This window comes from Amaricoccus macauensis (genome assembly GCF_049800915.1).
In the GTDB taxonomy this organism is placed as follows: Bacteria; Pseudomonadota; Alphaproteobacteria; order Rhodobacterales; family Rhodobacteraceae; genus Amaricoccus; species Amaricoccus macauensis_A.
Map to the genome: position 1 here is coordinate 733,640 of NZ_JBNAFY010000001.1, position 14,074 is coordinate 747,713.

Consider the following 14,074-nt stretch of genomic DNA (forward strand, 5'->3'; position numbering starts at 1 on the left):
GGGGCGGTCAAGTGGCCTTGGAGGCCGCGCGCATCCTCTCAGGGATCCTGCGCGGTCTCCACGAGGCTGCGAAGGCGGTTTGGATCGACCGCATTGGGGTTCGTTGGTGCCGGTGCGCTGGCCGCGGGCGGCTGCGCAGGTTGCTGCACGGTCGGGACCGGATTGCTCACGGGCTGGGTCGGTTGCGGCGTCTGGCCGGTGTTGGAAGAGGCGCGCGCCGTGCCCGAGAGCCAGACCTCGATGTGTCCGTTTGTGGCGAGCGTGTCGAGGAAGGTGAAGTCGCGCACGTAGGGGCCTTCGGGGAACAGGCCACGCAGGGCCGAACCGATGGCGTTGGCGTGATCGACATCGCCGCCGAAGAAATAGCGCACATTGCTCGAGCTGACGCTGAGATTGATGCGGCTGACCGATTGCACGGAGTAGCCCACGGCTTCGAGCGCCGCGGAGGTGGCGTCGATCCGATCCTGGGCCACGGTCACGGGGGCGTGGATGTAGACCCGGATCGCGGAGGTGGGCAGGACGGTGGTGTCGGCCTCTTCGGTTTCCTCCGCAGCGGGCGCTTCCGGTTCGGCGGCGGTTTCCGTTTCCTCGACAGGTTGCGCCGGCGGCTGCGGCGGCTCGATGGCGACGGGTGCGGAGGGGAGCGTGTCGGACGTGGGCGCATCGGGCGAGGCGAAATCCGTCGGCTGCTCGGGCCGGGCGGCGGCAAGTTCGGTCGTTTCGGCCGGAAGGTTGCGGGGCTCGGCAATCGCATCCCCCGGCGCAACCGGTGCATCGGGCAGATCGAGACGTGCGAGCGTTTCCGGTTCCGGTGCGTTCAGCTCCTCAGCCGAATCGGAGATGTTGCCGCTTGCGGGCGACAGCGGTTCGGCCTCCGCGACCTCCTCCGGGGCTGCGGTTTCGCCGGTCGCGGTTTCCTCGGGGGCTGGCAGCTGGGCCGGGTCCTGGCCGGGAAGCAGGGTGTAGGCGTAGATCCCGCCGAGGAGGGCCAGCACGACAAGAACCGCGATGGCCACGGCCTTGTTCTGATCCCAGCGGGATCGGGACCGGGAGCGGCCCCGCGAGGGGGGCGTGGGAACATGGGTCGCCGCCCGCGCCGAATGTCCGGGATCGGCACCGGGAAAGGCGGGGCCGGCGGGCGCGCGCAGGACGGGGCCTGGATCGCCATGCTCGATCCGGGACGGTTTTTCGAACGGCAAATCGACGTCGTGCTCGGGGGCGTGATCCGGTTCGGCTGGTCGCGGCGGCATTTCCGCCCGGCTTGTTTCGGTCCGGCGTGTTTCGGTTCGACTTGTTTCGGTTCGGCGGGGCTCCGGTGTTTCGGAACGGGGCGCTTCCCGTGCCGATATGCTGCCAGCTCCCTGCGAGCGGGCCATCCGGTTCACTTTCGTCAGCCGGTCGGCAAGATCCTCACGGGCCGCGACGACGGACGCAGGACGGGCGGGATGATCCTCGCGCGGGCGCGCGGCATCGCCATGGGGGGACTCGACCGGGCGACCGGCTTCATCGGTCACGCGCTGGGTGGTGGGGTCGAAGCCGATGATCCGCGCGCCGCCGGTCTTTCCCTCACCGGATTCGGCGGCCTGCTTGGCCTTGCGTTCGGCTATCGCTCTTTCCCGGCGTTTCCGGGCATCGGCCACACGCCTTTCCCACTCCTGCGGGTCGAGGATCCGGTCGGGGGAAGACCTGCCGGAATCATGTGCCTGATCTTTTGTCATGTCTCGTTTCTATTCTTTGAACCAAGTAAGTTACAGGCCCACCCCATAGAGACCATGTACGTGTTTAACACATCGCCGAGGCGGATGGCAAAGCTACGGCACCTTCATCACGGTATTCTGCGCGAACACCGGCTCAGACGTGCAGCAGCGCGCCACTATTCAGCCTTGGGTAGATCCTTCACTTGCCGGGCTGGCGCGCGGCCTTCTCGGCGATGCCGGACGTGCCTTCGCGGCGTTCCAGTTCGGCAATGACGTCTTCCCAAGGCACGCCGCAGGCCTGAAGCATGACCTGGAGGTGGAAGAGCACATCGGCGGCTTCGTAGGTCAGGGCAGGGCGGTCGCCCTGAGCCGCAGCGATGATCGCCTCGACCGATTCCTCGCCGAATTTCTCGGCGCATTTGGCCGATCCCTTGGACAGGAGCTTTGCGGTGTGTGACGAGGCCGGATCGGCGGATGCCCGCGCGGCGACGGTCTGGCTCAGGCGGGTCAGCGTGTCGGTCATGCGAGCCTCACGGGAATGCCGGCATCCGACATGGCGGCTTTCGCCTCGCCAATGGTGTGGGTGCCGAAATGGAAGATGGAGGCGGCGAGCACGGCGGAGGCATGGCCTTCGGTGACGCCTTCGACGAGATGCTGGAGGTTCCCAACGCCGCCCGAGGCAATGACCGGGACGCTCACCGCGTCGGCAATGGCGCGGGTGAGCGGCAGGTTGTAGCCCGCCTTAGTGCCATCACGGTCCATCGAGGTGAGCAGGATCTCCCCCGCGCCGCGTGCGACCATGTCCTTCGCGAAGGTGACGGCATCGATGCCCGTGGGCTTGGTGCCGCCGTGGGTGAAGATCTCCCAGCGCCCGTCGGCCACGGTCTTGGCGTCTATGGCCACCACGATGCACTGGTTGCCGAACTTGTTGGCCGACTGGTTGACCACATCGGGCGTGTTGACGGCGGCCGTGTTGAAACTGACCTTGTCGGCGCCTGCGAGCAGGAGGGCGCGGACATCCTCGGGGGTCCGCACGCCGCCGCCCACGGTCAGGGGCATGAAGCACTGCTCCGCGGTGCGACATGCGAGATCGAGCAGCGTTCCGCGCTTTTCCTGGCTGGCCGAGATGTCGAGGAAGCAGAGCTCGTCCGCCCCGGCCGCATCATAGGCGCGCGCGGCCTCAACCGGATCACCCGCATCGATGAGGTCGACGAAGTTGACGCCCTTGACCACGCGGCCGTTCTTGACGTCGAGGCAGGGAATTACGCGGATTTTCAGCATCCTGTCGCCCTTCTTTCTCACGCGGCCAGAAAGGCGGTCGCTTCGGCGGGATCGAGCTTGCCCTCGTAGAGCGCGCGGCCCGAGATCGCGCCATCGAGCGGCGCGCCGCTTTCCTTGAGGCGCCTGAGGTCATCCATGGAGGAGACGCCCCCGCTCGCGATCACCGGGATGCTGACGGCATTGGCCAGTTCGGCGGTGGAGGCGACATTCGGCCCCTGCATGGCGCCGTCCCGGTCGATATCGGTGTAGATAATGGCGGCAACGCCCGCATCCTCGAAGCGTCGGCCCATGTCGATGGCGCTGACGTCGCTGGTTTCGGCCCAGCCCTCGACCGCGACCATGCCGCCCCGCGCGTCGATGCCGACCGCGACCTTGCCGGGGTGGTTGCGGGCGGCCTGCCGCACGAGATCGGGGTCGCGGAGCGCGATCGTGCCGAGGATCACCCGCGCGATGCCCTTGTCGAGCCAGCTGTCGATGGTGGCGTGGTCGCGGATGCCGCCGCCGAGCTGAACCGGGACGTCCACCGCACCGAGGATGGCATCGACCGCTTCGCCATTGACCGGGCGACCCGCGAAGGCCCCGTTCAGATCGACGATATGGAGCCAGCGGCAACCGGCCTGCGCAAAGGCACGGGCCTGGGCTGCGGGATCGTCGCCAAATACCGTGGCCTTTTCCATGTCGCCACGCAGCAGGCGCACGCACTGGCCGTCTTTCAGGTCGATTGCGGGATAGAGGATCATCTGGGCAAGCTCGCTGTCACTGTCAGCGCCTGATAGCCCGGCCCGCAGGGGAATGCAAAACCCGGTGTGATGCGACTAGCTGGCGGCGCTTGCCGGGGTGTTCCCGAGGTTGTAGAGGTCCGCCATGCGTATTCTCTTTCTTGGCGATGTGGTCGGACGAGCGGGGCGGACGGCGGTGGCCGACCGGCTTCCCGAGATCCGTCGCGACTGGCGGCTCGACTTCGTGATCGTCAACGGCGAGAACGCCTCGAACGGCATGGGGCTGACCGCGCCACACGCCGAGCTTCTGCTCGAGGCGGGGGCCGATTGCGTGACGCTCGGCGATCATGCGTTCGATCAGAAGGACATGCTGGGCGAGGTGGAGCGCAATCCGCGCATCCTGCGCCCGCTGAACTACGCCAAGACCGCGCCGGGCAAGGGTGCGCGGGTCTTCGACGCCGCCGGAGGCAGGAAGGTCCATGTGATCCAGGTTTTGGGGCAGGTCTTCATGAAGCGGCCCTTCGACGATCCGTTCTCTACCGTCGATGCGGCTCTCAAGCTCGCGCCCCTTGGCGGGACGGCGGATGCGGTGATCGTGGATTTCCATGCCGAGGCCACTTCGGAGAAGATGGCGATGGGCCATTGGTGCGACGGGCGCGCGAGCCTCGTGGTTGGGACCCATACCCATGTGCCCACGGCGGATGCGCAGATCCTCGAGCGAGGCACGGCCTATCTCAGCGATGCCGGAATGTGCGGCGATTACGACAGTGTGATCGGGATGGACAAGCTCGAGCCGATCACGCGGTTTGTCACGGGCATGTCCAAGGGGCGGTTCACACCCGCGGGTGGGGAAGCGACGCTTTCGGGCGTCTTTGTGGAGACGGAAGCCGGGACGGGGCGGGCAAAACGGGTTGTTCCCGTGCGTCTGGGGGGACGGCTCGCGCCTTCGGTTCCGGTCGACTGACTGCCTGAGGGGGCCGAAAGGGCTGCCGGACAGGCGGGATCATGCGCAGCGTGGCGCCTGCGGGATGCGCGGGCGGTTAATTCTGCGTGCGTTCTCGCTAGACTTGAGCCTTTGTGATCGTTACGGCAATGTGCGCACCGATTTTGCCACCGTCGCGGCGGCCGTGGTTTGGCGCTGTTTAGTTCGTAGTCGGGGATGGGTAAGTGACGGCATTCTTCAGCCATGAGTTGTTTGCGCCTGTGTACACGCTGGTCGTGCTTGGCGTGATGTTCGCGCTCTTCGTGCGCGAGACCTATCCGCCCGAGGTGACGGCGATGGGGGCGGCACTTGCGCTGCTCGTGGCCGGCGTGTTGCCGGCGGACGAGGTCTTGCAGGTTTTTTCCAACCCCGCACCCTGGACCATCGTGGCGATGTTCATCCTTTCGGGGGGACTGGTCCGGACGGGGGTCCTGGCGCATCTGTCGCTGCTGATCACCAGCCATGCCAAGGAGCGGCCCAAGCGCACCATGGCCGCGCTGGCGCTGATCACGATCGTCGCCTCGGCCTTCATGAACAATACACCCATCGTGGTGGTGATGATTCCCATCGTCGTCCAGCTTGCGCAGACCTTCGGGCTTGCACCGTCCAAGCTGTTGATCCCGCTGTCCTATATTACCATCATGGGCGGAATGTGGACGCTGATCGGCACCTCGACCAACCTGCTGGTGGACGGTGTGGCGCGCACAAAGGGCATGGAGCCCTTCACGCTGTTCGAGATCCTGCCGCTGGGGCTGATCCTTTCGGTCGCGGGCGTGGCCTATCTGGCCACGGCGGGGCGCTTCCTGCTGCCGGTGCGGGATTCGATGGTCGACATGCTCGGGCCGCGGAAGCGGATGCGGTTCTTCACAGAGGTCGTGGTTCCGGACGGCTCGCCGCTCGTGGACAGCCCGGTGATGGATGTCGCGCTCTTCCGGCGCGAAGGCATGCGGGTGATCGACGTGATCCGGGGCGACGAGTCGCTGCGGCGCCAGTTTCCGGACGTGATGCTCGAGATCGGCGACCGCGTGGTTCTGCGGACCGACATGAAGGAGCTTCTGGGGCTCAAGGATTCGGACAAGGTGACCCTCGTGGACCGGGTCGGCTCCAAGCGGACGACCACGGTGGAAGCGCTGATCTCGCCGGACTGCAAGCTGGTGGGCCGCTCGCTCGGCTCGCTGCGTCTGCGCCGCCGATATGGCGTCTATCCGCTGGCGGTTCATCGCCGGAACCAGAATATCGGGCGGCAGCTCGATGACGTAGTCGTGCGGGTAGGGGACACGCTTCTGCTCGAGGGGGCGCCGGAGGATATCCGCAGGCTCGCCACCGAGGTCGAGCTGGTCGATATCGCCGAACCCTCGGAGCGGCCCTTCAAGCGGGGCTGGGCGCCGCTCATGGTCGGCATTCTGGCGGCCGTCGTCCTCCTTGCGGCATTCAATGTCGCGCCGATCCACATCCTGGCGCTAGTGGGTGTAGCCGCGGTGCTGCTCATCGGGATCATGGACAACGAGGAAGCCTATTCGAACATCAACGGACAGTTGATCGCGCTCATCTTCGCGATGCTGGCCGTGGGCGTGGGGCTTGAGAGTTCCGGCGCCATGGAGCTCATCGTCGGTTTCGTCGCGCCGATGCTCATGGATCTGCCGCCATTCCTGGTCATATTCGCGGTCTATGGCCTCTCGATGTTCCTCACCGAGTTGGTGACCAACAATGCGGTTGCTATCGTGGTGACGCCGCTCGCGATCGCGCTGGCGCAGGAACTGGGGATCGACCCGAGGCCGCTCGTGGTCGCGGTGATGTTTGCGGCGTCAGCGAGTTTTTCCACCCCGATCGGCTATCAGACGAACACGCTGGTCTACGGGCCGGGGGGATACAGGTTCACGGACTATTTCCGCGTCGGCATTCCGCTCAATCTCCTGATGTGGGTGCTCTCCTGTTTCCTCATTCCGATCTTCTGGCCCTTTGTCCCGTCCTGAGATCCTGAGGGGTTGCGGCTCTGGCGCGCGCTGACCTATAACGCGCGCCATCATATGACAATTCAGACGGAGCAGGGCGCATGGCCGGGCATTCCAAATGGGCCAACATTCAGCATCGCAAGGGGCGCCAGGATGCCGCGCGATCGAAGCTTTTCTCCAAGCTGTCGAAGGAAATCACCGTCGCTGCGAAGATGGGTGATCCCGATCCGGACAAGAACCCGCGGCTTCGCCTGGCGGTGAAGGAAGCGAAGTCCAACTCGATGCCCAAGGACAATATCGACCGGGCGATCAAGAAGGCGGCGGGCGGCGACGCGGAAACCTACGAGGAGATCCGCTACGAGGGCTATGGACCCAATGGCGTGGCGATCATCGTCGAGGCGATGACCGACAACCGCAATCGGACCGCCTCGAACGTGCGCTCGACCTTCACCAAGCGCGGCGGAAACCTGGGTGAGACCGGATCGGTTGCCTTCATGTTCGATCGAAAGGGCCAGATCGTCTATCCGGCCTCGGTGGGATCCGAGGATGACGTGATGATGGCTGCGATCGAGGCCGGAGCGGAGGACGTGGAGAGCGGCGAGGACGGACACGTGATCTGGTGTGCGGATACCGATCTCAACGAGGTGTCCAACGCGCTCGAGGCGGTTCTGGGAGAATCGGAAACCACCAAGCTGGTCTGGAAACCGCAGACGACCACCGAACTTGACCTGGAAGCGGCGCAGTCGCTCATGGGGCTGATCGAGGCGCTCGAAGACGACGACGATGTTCAGGCCGTGACGGCGAATTTCGAGATTTCCGACGAGGTCATGTCGCAACTTTGACGCTCATGTCCTGACATGCGGCCCAAATTCGGATCGAGAATTCGTGTTAACTCCGTGTTCACTTCATGATTGGCACCACGGACGTTGACACATAGATGAATTCTTCAAGCAGAACCTACACGGGGATTGGACAAACGGCAGAATCCTGCCAATCTGGAAACCGGGGTTGGTAGATCAAGAGTGGCAAGCTCGAATGTTAAGTCGAATATTCTGCGCCGTACTGGTGCTGGCATCCCCGATATCCGTCGCCGGGGCTCGGGACGTTTCCGATACGTATGACCGTTCGCCGGATTTGCCGGTGACGACCCATACTGTCAGCCAGGACGGGGCCTCACCGCAATTTCTGCTCCGCCACGACATGCCAGACCCGGATGTTGCGCGCGTGCAGCGGCACGAGAAGAAATTCCTTTCGGCACAGGCTGCTACGGAAGAAGAAAGCGCGACTTCGGTGGAGACCGACCTCAATCAGGACAGGCCGGGCACTTCGGACGACTCGTCCATGCGCGGACTCGTGACGATGACGGCGGATGGCACCACATTCCTCGATTGCGTTTCAGGGGTGACCCATTCCATTGAGGAAGAAGGCGATTTCGCCGCTCTCGAGCACGCCTATCTGGCAGCGGGCAGTGAGTCCGGCACACCGATTTTTGCGACATTCGATGGAGACATCGTGGGCGAGGAGACGGAGGGCAGCGATGAAGGTCATTCCGTGACGGTCTCGCGGTTTATCGGTGTCTGGCCCGAGGTCTCCTGTGAAAGCGCGACAAGCGAGGTTTCACTGACGAATACCTACTGGAAGATCCTTTCGCTTTACGGCTCCGAGATCACGGCCGCCGAGGGCGGCAAGGAACCGCACATGATCTTGCTGGACGAGGAAAGCCGCTTCACCGCCACGGTCGGCTGCAACCAGTTCATGGGCACCTACGATCTGACGGATGAGGATGCGATTTCCTTCGGCCCTGGCGCCGCCTCGACACGGATGGCCTGCCTGAACGAACTGCAGGAGTGGGAAACGCTGCTGAGCGACGTCATTTCGAATGCTGCAGGCCTTCAGATATCCGGGGAAGAACTGGTCCTTCTCGATACTGCGGGCGTGGAAATCGCGAAATTCGAGGCCGTTTCCGTAAAATGAACGGGTGTGGGCCGGCCATGCCCGCATGCAGTATCAAAATCGGATAATGATGATTATGTTATTTAAGGTTGGATCGCCGGTCAATATTTTTGGTCTCTGATTGCGCATGCGGCGTGCTGTTCTTCTGACTGGACCCACTGCAAGCGGCAAATCCGAGCTCGCAATGCGCATTGCCGAACGCGACAACGGCGTGGTGATCAATGCAGATGCGCTACAGGTCTATGATTGCTGGAGGGTTTTAAGTGCGCGGCCTTCGGAGACCGACACTGTACGGGCCCCTCATGCGCTCTACGGGCACGTTTCGGCCAACATCCGCTATTCGGTCGGCAACTGGCTCGACGATCTGGCGCCATTGCTTGGCACTCTGGAGGCTGCCGGACAGAGGCCGATCATCATCGGTGGCACCGCGCTCTACCTGACGGCACTGACCTCGGGACTTGCGGACATTCCGCCCATCGAGCCGGAGGTTCGCAGGCTCTCCCAGGCGATGATCGATGGCGGCCGGCTGGCGGCGATGATCGCGGATCTCGAGCGGCTGGACCCGCGGACCCATGCACGGATCGATCTGGCGAACCCGATGCGCGTGCAGCGGGCCTGGGAGGTTCTCAGGAGCACCGGACGAAGCCTGACACAATGGCAGGACGAAACGCCACCACCGATGCTGCCCCGCACGGGCTGCGCCTGTTTTGTGGTCCATCCGGCGGTGCCAGCACAGCATGCTGCGATCGAGGCGCGGTTCCGGAAAATGGTCACGCTCGGCGCCCTGGATGAGGCGCGTGATTTCCTTGCCTCAGGCGTTTCGGAGACGATGCCGTCCGCGCGAGCGCTCGGTGCGGAGGACCTCATGCGGCACCTGCGGGGCGAATGCAGCCTTGAGGACGCGATTGCCCGTGCCGTAACCGTCACGCGGCAGTTCTCGAAGCGTCAGAGGCAGTGGTTTCGGGGTCGGATGGCCGATTGGGACTGGATCGATCCGGCCGATGGCGATCCCTTGAAGAGGATCCCGCCCGAGTGACTTCAGGTCATCGGGAAAGTTGGGCCCGCCGGCAGTGTCATGCTGGCGGGCCGTTCTGGCTTGGCTGTTGAGGTTTGACCGCAACCGGTCATTCGGCGGACCGGATGTGTGCGCTGTTGCCGTGCCATTCCTCGAGAAGTGCCGGTGCCGCGAATTCCTTGGTCTGGAATTCCTGTGCGGTCGGTTCGTAGGTTCCACCACCCGAGAAGATTGCCAGCACGAGGATCAGGGCCGCAGTGCCGAGGACCGTGCGTCCAAGGTAGGACGAGCGGACAGACGGCAGTCCATGTCCCGCATGTGCTTGAATTTGATGCGCCATTTTCAGTTCTCCTATGTCACCATCATTGGTCACAGCCCTGAATTTAGGAATGGCGCAGGATAATTCAAATGAATGTTCGGCATGTTTATCATCACGAACTGTGATGTGAGCTGGATGTTGCTCATCTGGCCCTGGGGCGCGAGGTTCCCGGTTCGGGCGTCCCCGCCCGCCCCGTATTTTCCTCCCGCTGCCGGACGCGCCCTGCCCTAGTTGGCGATGGCGGCGACCGAGCCTGCGAGCGCGACGGTGGTAGCGGTCAGGCCGATGACCTGGCGCCAAGAGGAGAATGGCGCTTCGGTAATGTAGACCGTGTCGTCATCGCGGATGATGAACTCTCGTGCCGCGAACATGCCCTCGGGTTTGGTCAGGTTGATCACGTAGGCAATGCGTTGCGGTCCTGCAACCGCTGCACCGCCCAGAACGCCGCTTGCAATGTCCGGCCGCTCACTCCGGAAGATGAAGATGCCGGTCGGGTCGGCTGCATCGCCGTCGAGACCGCCTGCGGAGGCGAGCGCCTCGATTGCCGACATGTCGCGCTTGGTGAAGTTCACGCGCGATTGTCTCTCGCTGGCGCCGAGCGCGGTGAAGGTGCGTCGGTCCGCCTCGACGATGATCTTGTCGCCACCACGGAGCGCGATGTCGTAGCTCGGGTTGTCATAGACATCCTGGAGCCAGGCGCGCCCTACCCGTCCCTGACGTTCGATCTTCACCTGCGCGATGTCGGGCTCGATGTTCACGCCCCCCGACATGGCCAGCATGGAGGACAGACGCCGTGTCGGTACCTCGATGGGGTAAACGCCGGAATTCTCGACGGCGCCAAGGACGCTCACGGTCGCGCCATTGCCCTCGATACGGCGAACCTCGACCTGCGGGTCCGGTGTCTGCTGGGTGAGCGCCTCGGTGATTGTCTGGCGCAGTTCCGAGGGTGTCTTTCCCGCGGCCTGGACCGGGCCGACATAGGGCACGAAGATGTTGCCGTTCTGGTCGACCTTGAGCTGTTCGATGGAGGTGACGTTCTGCCCCGTGGAGACGAGAAGGCCCGCGTCGACATTCTCCCAGACGGACAGTGCGAGCGTGTCGCCGGAGCGGATCGCGTCGGCGCCGATGGGACCGAGCGAGGTGAATTCCGATCCGAAGCCCAGCGGCTCGGTATAGGTCGTGACCGCTGCGATATCCGGGGTCACATCGACGATATGGAGCTGATAGGCCGGATCGTCGCCGCCGGAGGATATCTCGCGCGCGGTGGGCCCCGAGCGTGGCAAGGTACATCCTGCGATCATGGTGCTCACGAGGAGCGCATTGACTGCGTTGACCGCAATCTTGCGGAATGCCTGCATCGATCTGCCTCTTTGGGACTGGTTGCCCGAATTTTCCGGGAAATCTAACGTTTTTGCCCGTGCCACTCCAGCCTCATGCCGCCGGGATTCGTTGCCGATCGGCACCACTGAGAAGCAAAAGCCTCATGGATCGCTGATCCGGCCGCCCGAAACCGGCAGCCTCGCGCCTGTGGTCGCCGGCGAGGACGTAGGCAGGCCCCGCAGAACACGGACCGCGAGATAGCCGAAAGCCTGCGCCTCGAGCATGTCTCCGTCAAAGCCCGCAACCTCGCAAGGCTCGACCGGGGCATTCGTCATCCGGCCCAGAGCACCGAGAAGTGTCCTGTTGTGACGTCCTCCGCCACAGACGAGCCAGCGCTCGGCCGGGATCGGGAAATGGCGGGCGGCAAGCGCCACGCAAGCGGCCGTCAGCGCGGTGAGGGTCGCGGCGCCATCCTCGGTGGAAAGATGCCCGACACGCGCGAGGTAATCGTGGAAATCCTGCCGGTCGAGGGATTTCGGCGGTGGGCGTTGGAGATACGGATGGCGTTCGAGATCGGCTAGGACCGCCTCATCCACCCTGCCCTTGGCGGCGACCAAACCGCCGGCATCGAACCCCTGCCCCAGTCGTTCGTGGACGAAATCGTCGATCAGCGCGTTGCCCGGCCCCGTATCAAAGGCCAGCAGCCCGCCGGGCGCTTCGGGTGCTTCTGCGGACGGATCGACCCAGGTGACATTGCCGACACCGCCCAGGTTGAGAAAGGCCAGGGGCCGGGCCGCGCCCATGCGCCGCGCGCAGGCGAAATGGAAGAACGGCACCAGCGGCGCGCCTTCGCCGCCGCTCGCCACATCCGCAGTTCGGAAATCCCAGACGGTGCGACGGCCGGTTTCCCGGGCCAGAAGATCGCCCCGACCGAGCTGGTGGGTCCCCTGCCCGGCCGGATCATGCGCCAGGGTCTGACCGTGGAAGCCGACGACCTCTGCATCCTCGAACTTCGCGACTGCTTCCGCATGACGGGCCCGCACGAGTTGCTCCGCCTCGCCCAGATCCGTCTCGCCCGGCCACATGCCAAGGCCCGCGCGCAGAATTCCGCGCTCTTCCGGGGTGAAAGGAATGAAGGCGCTCGGGCCGAAGCCCGCGATATCAACACCATCCGTTTCAACAATCGCGGCATCGACACCGTCCATCGAGGTGCCTGACATCAGTCCCAGAGCGCGCATGGATCAGTCTGCCCCTTTTCCTTTGGTCTTGCGATGGCTATAGAACGGCGCCGCTCCGGGTGAAAGGACGAGTCCCATGACATTCAAGCCGAAAAGCGAATTCCTGCATGTCCTGATGGCCCGCGGCTATCTGCAGGATTGCACGGATCTTGAAACTCTTGACGACAAGCTCATCGAGGGGGTCGTGCCGGCCTATATCGGCTATGACGCGACCGCGCAGTCTCTGCATGTGGGGCACCTTCTGAACATCATGCTCTTGCGCTGGCTGCAGAAAACCGGGCACAAGCCGATCACGCTGATGGGCGGCGGGACCACGAAGGTGGGTGATCCGTCCTTTCGGTCCGATGAGCGGCCCCTGCTCACGCCCGACCAGATCGACGCCAACATCACCACCATCAAGGGGGTGTTCGAGAAATACCTCGCCTACGGCGATGGGCCTTCCGATGCCATCATGCGCAACAACGCGGAGTGGCTGGACAACCTGAACTACCTCGAGTTTCTGCGCGATATCGGGCGGCATTTTTCGGTCAACCGGATGCTCTCCTTCGAGAGCGTGAAATCACGGCTCGACCGGGATCAGAGCCTGAGCTTTCTCGAGTTCAACTACATGATCCTTCAGGCCTATGATTTCCTGGAGCTGAACCGCCGCTACGGCTGCATCTTGCAGATGGGCGGATCGGATCAGTGGGGCAATATCGTCAACGGGATCGACCTGACGCGCCGGGTCGATGGCGCGGAGATCTTCGGGCTGACCACGCCGCTGCTGACCACCTCGGACGGGAAGAAGATGGGCAAATCCGCCGGAGGCGCCATCTGGCTCAATGCGAAGATGCTCTCGCCTTACGAGTTCTGGCAGTTCTGGCGCAATACGACAGATGCGGACGTGGGCCGCTTCCTGAAACTCTACACGGAGCTGCCGCTGGACGAATGCGAACGGCTGGGCGCGCTCGGTGGATCCGAGGTCAACGCTGCCAAGATCATTCTTGCCAATGAAGTGACCACGTTGTGCCACGGGGTCGAGGCTGCGGCCGCGGCAGAGGCTACGGCACGAGAGGTGTTCGAGCGCGGCGGGATCGGAGGCGATCTGCCGACCGTTACCCTTGGGGCCGGAGACATCCCCGAGGCGGGCATCTCCATTGTGCAGCTCTTCGTCAAGTCGGGCCTCTCGGCTTCCGGCAAGGAGGCCAAGAGGCTGATCGCGGAAGGCGGTGCGCGTCTGGACGACACACCCGTGACCGAGGCGGGTCTGGTCGTGGGGCGCGACGAACTCGCGGAGCCGCGCAAGCTTTCGGCGGGCAAGAAGCGCCACGCGCTGGTGCGTCTCGAGAGCTGATCAGACCGGGTGGCCCTGCTTCGCACCCATCCGGTCCTTCACCTCGCCCAGACGCCGTTCGATGGAATCGAACTTGCCGTGAACTTCGTCGTGGGGTTCGTCATGATCGGGACCGATGGAGTCCAACTCGTGGGACAGGCCGTTGAGCAGCCCGCCGATGCCGGTTGACCAGTCGTTCGAGGCATCCTGCTCGAGGTTACTCTGCGCCGCGCGGATTTCGTTGCCGATCGCCTCGAAACGGTCCTTGGGATGCGGTTTCATTGGC

Annotated in this window: 14 protein-coding genes; 6 read left to right on the top strand and 8 right to left on the bottom strand. The window is 64.1% G+C overall.

What is annotated here, in order from left to right; translation table 11 throughout:
* Positions 1-38: 38 nt before the first annotated feature.
* The 4 genes from ACP15W_RS03300 to hisA form a co-directional block, all read right to left on the bottom strand.
* Entirely contained in the window at positions 39-1,718 is a 1,680-nt protein-coding gene (locus tag ACP15W_RS03300) for a hypothetical protein (RefSeq protein WP_424931397.1), read from the bottom strand.
* A 178-nt stretch (positions 1,719-1,896) separates the two neighbouring features.
* A complete protein-coding gene (locus ACP15W_RS03305; protein WP_424931398.1) occupies positions 1,897-2,220 on the bottom strand; it encodes a phosphoribosyl-ATP diphosphatase in 324 nt (107 codons plus the stop codon).
* Positions 2,217-2,978, bottom strand: a complete 762-nt coding sequence (gene hisF / locus ACP15W_RS03310) for an imidazole glycerol phosphate synthase subunit HisF (RefSeq protein ID WP_424931399.1) — start codon at positions 2,976-2,978, stop codon at positions 2,217-2,219. The genes ACP15W_RS03305 and hisF overlap by 4 nt, the downstream gene beginning before the upstream one ends.
* A gap of 17 nt (positions 2,979-2,995) precedes the next feature.
* Positions 2,996-3,718: a 1-(5-phosphoribosyl)-5-[(5-phosphoribosylamino)methylideneamino]imidazole-4-carboxamide isomerase gene (gene hisA / locus ACP15W_RS03315; RefSeq protein ID WP_424931400.1), complete on the bottom strand. Its 723-nt coding sequence runs from the start codon at positions 3,716-3,718 to the stop codon at positions 2,996-2,998.
* Between the two features lie 124 nt (positions 3,719-3,842).
* Here hisA and ACP15W_RS03320 point away from each other — a divergent pair, with 124 nt between their 5' ends.
* The 5 genes from ACP15W_RS03320 (at position 3,843) to miaA (ending at position 9,620) form a co-directional block, all read left to right on the top strand.
* Positions 3,843-4,661 carry a TIGR00282 family metallophosphoesterase gene (locus ACP15W_RS03320; RefSeq protein WP_424931401.1) on the top strand — a complete coding sequence of 273 codons (819 nt, stop codon included), beginning with the start codon at positions 3,843-3,845 and terminating at the stop codon, positions 4,659-4,661.
* A 266-nt stretch (positions 4,662-4,927) separates the two neighbouring features.
* Entirely contained in the window at positions 4,928-6,652 is a 1,725-nt protein-coding gene (locus tag ACP15W_RS03325; protein WP_424931607.1) for an SLC13 family permease, read from the top strand.
* Positions 6,653-6,732: 80 nt separating this feature from the next.
* Positions 6,733-7,473, top strand: a complete 741-nt coding sequence (locus tag ACP15W_RS03330) for a YebC/PmpR family DNA-binding transcriptional regulator (RefSeq protein WP_424931402.1) — start codon at positions 6,733-6,735, stop codon at positions 7,471-7,473.
* A 298-nt stretch (positions 7,474-7,771) separates the two neighbouring features.
* On the top strand, positions 7,772-8,605 hold the full coding sequence (locus ACP15W_RS03335) for an META domain-containing protein (protein ID WP_424931403.1): 834 nt from the start codon (positions 7,772-7,774) through the stop codon (positions 8,603-8,605).
* A gap of 106 nt (positions 8,606-8,711) precedes the next feature.
* The gene (gene miaA, locus ACP15W_RS03340; protein WP_424931404.1) at positions 8,712-9,620 is read left to right on the top strand and encodes a tRNA (adenosine(37)-N6)-dimethylallyltransferase MiaA; all 909 of its coding nucleotides are present in this window, start codon (positions 8,712-8,714) and stop codon (positions 9,618-9,620) included.
* 88 nt (positions 9,621-9,708) lie between these two features.
* On the opposite strand, the gene ACP15W_RS03345 is transcribed toward miaA, so the two are convergent.
* The 3 genes from ACP15W_RS03345 to ACP15W_RS03355 form a co-directional block, all read right to left on the bottom strand.
* Complete coding sequence (locus ACP15W_RS03345) at positions 9,709-9,939, bottom strand: hypothetical protein (RefSeq protein ID WP_424931405.1); 231 nt, start codon at positions 9,937-9,939, stop codon at positions 9,709-9,711.
* 206 nt (positions 9,940-10,145) lie between these two features.
* Positions 10,146-11,276, bottom strand: coding sequence for a polysaccharide biosynthesis/export family protein (locus ACP15W_RS03350; protein WP_424931406.1), 1,131 nt, complete (start codon positions 11,274-11,276; stop codon positions 10,146-10,148).
* A 123-nt stretch (positions 11,277-11,399) separates the two neighbouring features.
* Positions 11,400-12,476 (bottom strand): anhydro-N-acetylmuramic acid kinase, encoded by a 1,077-nt coding sequence (locus tag ACP15W_RS03355; RefSeq protein ID WP_424931407.1) that lies wholly within the window; start codon positions 12,474-12,476, stop codon positions 11,400-11,402.
* A gap of 76 nt (positions 12,477-12,552) precedes the next feature.
* Here ACP15W_RS03355 and tyrS point away from each other — a divergent pair, with 76 nt between their 5' ends.
* Positions 12,553-13,809 (top strand): tyrosine--tRNA ligase, encoded by a 1,257-nt coding sequence (gene tyrS / locus ACP15W_RS03360; protein ID WP_424931408.1) that lies wholly within the window; start codon positions 12,553-12,555, stop codon positions 13,807-13,809.
* On the opposite strand, the gene ACP15W_RS03365 is transcribed toward tyrS, so the two are convergent.
* Complete coding sequence (locus ACP15W_RS03365; protein ID WP_424931409.1) at positions 13,810-14,070, bottom strand: hypothetical protein; 261 nt, start codon at positions 14,068-14,070, stop codon at positions 13,810-13,812.
* Positions 14,071-14,074 lie beyond the last annotated feature (4 nt).

Coding starts and splice junctions, on each gene's coding strand:
- ACP15W_RS03325 (WP_424931607.1), top strand. CDS start 4,928: ATGTTCGCGCTCTTCGTGCGCGAGACCTATCCGCCCGAGGTGACGGCG.
- hisF (WP_424931399.1), bottom strand. CDS start 2,978: ATGCTGAAAATCCGCGTAATTCCCTGCCTCGACGTCAAGAACGGCCGC.
- ACP15W_RS03345 (WP_424931405.1), bottom strand. CDS start 9,939: ATGGCGCATCAAATTCAAGCACATGCGGGACATGGACTGCCGTCTGTC.
- ACP15W_RS03300 (WP_424931397.1), bottom strand. CDS start 1,718: ATGACAAAAGATCAGGCACATGATTCCGGCAGGTCTTCCCCCGACCGG.
- ACP15W_RS03320 (WP_424931401.1), top strand. CDS start 3,843: ATGCGTATTCTCTTTCTTGGCGATGTGGTCGGACGAGCGGGGCGGACG.
- hisA (WP_424931400.1), bottom strand. CDS start 3,718: ATGATCCTCTATCCCGCAATCGACCTGAAAGACGGCCAGTGCGTGCGC.
- ACP15W_RS03350 (WP_424931406.1), bottom strand. CDS start 11,276: ATGCAGGCATTCCGCAAGATTGCGGTCAACGCAGTCAATGCGCTCCTC.
- ACP15W_RS03355 (WP_424931407.1), bottom strand. CDS start 12,476: ATGCGCGCTCTGGGACTGATGTCAGGCACCTCGATGGACGGTGTCGAT.
- miaA (WP_424931404.1), top strand. CDS start 8,712: ATGCGGCGTGCTGTTCTTCTGACTGGACCCACTGCAAGCGGCAAATCC.
- ACP15W_RS03365 (WP_424931409.1), bottom strand. CDS start 14,070: ATGAAACCGCATCCCAAGGACCGTTTCGAGGCGATCGGCAACGAAATC.
- ACP15W_RS03305 (WP_424931398.1), bottom strand. CDS start 2,220: ATGACCGACACGCTGACCCGCCTGAGCCAGACCGTCGCCGCGCGGGCA.
- tyrS (WP_424931408.1), top strand. CDS start 12,553: ATGACATTCAAGCCGAAAAGCGAATTCCTGCATGTCCTGATGGCCCGC.
- ACP15W_RS03330 (WP_424931402.1), top strand. CDS start 6,733: ATGGCCGGGCATTCCAAATGGGCCAACATTCAGCATCGCAAGGGGCGC.